Origin of the sequence: Streptomyces alkaliphilus (assembly GCF_014141535.1) — a bacterium.
In the GTDB taxonomy this organism is placed as follows: Bacteria; Actinomycetota; Actinomycetes; order Streptomycetales; family Streptomycetaceae; genus Streptomyces; species Streptomyces alkaliphilus.
In genome coordinates, this window is the sequence record NZ_VKHT01001257.1 from 1 (window position 1) to 1,221 (window position 1,221).

A 1,221-nucleotide genomic window follows, 5' to 3' on the forward strand; every position below is an offset into this window, starting at 1 on the left:
GGCGCCGGTGGGGGCGTAGATCTCCAGCCGGGTGCCGTCGGGGTCGGTGAAGAAGATGCCGCCGGACTCGGCCCCCTCGCCGTGCGGAACCACTCCGTCGTGGGCGAACTCCGCGCCCAGTCGGCGCAGCGCCTCGGCGGTGGCCTCCACCTCGGCCATGGTTCCCACCTGGAAGGAGAGGTGGTGCAGGCCGGGGGTGTCGGGCCGGAAGGTGCCCTCGCTCTGCTGCCAGAGGGTGATCATCAGCCGGTCCTCGCGACCGAGGAATGCCCAGCGGCGCTCCCCTCCGCCCTCCTTGCCCTCCGCCATGACCTCGAAGTCGAAGACCTCCCGGTAGAAGGCGAGGGAGCGCGACATGTCGGTGACGTTCAGGCCCACGTGGCCGGTCCGGAGTTCCTGCGCCCTGCCCATGGTCATCACAAGCCTTCGATCGGGGTCGCGCTGCCGTCGCAACCATTGAAAGTGACTTTAGGGGTTAGACGAGATGCGCGTCAACCGGTGATCTCCGCTTGGCCGGTTAGAGTGGGTGAGCAGCCGCCAGTGACGGAAGGACCGGCCCGATGGATCGAGCCCCCGGGATCGACGACCCCCGTCCCCTCACCGGTGAGCCCATGGCCATCGACCTGCTCAACACCCGGTGGGTCGACGCCACCGGCCCCCGGGACCTGCTGGACTCCACCGCCGGACTGGCCGTGTGGCTGAAGGGGTGGTCCACCCGGCTCCCGGCCACCGGCCCGGCGCCGTCCGCCGACCGGGAGACCCTGGAACACCTCCTGCGCGTGCGCGAGGCGTTGGCCGCGCTGGCCGACACGCCCCTCTCCCCCGCACCGGAAGCGATCGCCGAACTCAACGCCGTCCTGGCCCGGGGCCGGGTGCGTCGGAGCCTCACCCCCACCGGGCCGAAGGACGTCATCGAGGTGGACTCCCCGCCCTGGCTACCGGCGTGGACGGCGGCGGAGGACTGGCTCCGGCTGCTGGTGGACCGTCCCGAACGCATCCGCCCCTGCGCCCACCCGGACTGTGTGCTGCACTTCCACGACACGTCCAAGAACGGCACCCGCCGCTGGTGCTCCATGGCGGGGTGCGGCAACCGGGCCAAGGCGCGACGCCATCACGCCCGCAGGCGCCCCGCGAGCGAATAACCCCCGGGAACGCCCCGCGCGGGGCGTTCCCGGGGAACGCGGACGACCTCATCGGGCAGGGCCCCTCCCCCCTGTGCCC

At 72.1% G+C, this 1,221-nt stretch carries 2 protein-coding genes; one reads left to right on the forward strand and one right to left on the reverse strand.

Features of this window, described 5'->3' with window-relative positions; genetic code table 11:
* A partial coding sequence (locus tag FNQ90_RS23800; RefSeq protein WP_182608233.1) for a VOC family protein occupies positions 1 to 411 on the reverse strand: 411 nt, incomplete at its 3' end.
* Positions 412 to 560: 149 nt separating this feature from the next.
* Between FNQ90_RS23800 and FNQ90_RS23805 the strand changes: the two genes are divergently transcribed.
* Complete coding sequence (locus FNQ90_RS23805; RefSeq protein ID WP_182608232.1) at positions 561 to 1,142, forward strand: CGNR zinc finger domain-containing protein; 582 nt, start codon at positions 561 to 563, stop codon at positions 1,140 to 1,142.
* Positions 1,143 to 1,221: the final 79 nt, after the last annotated feature.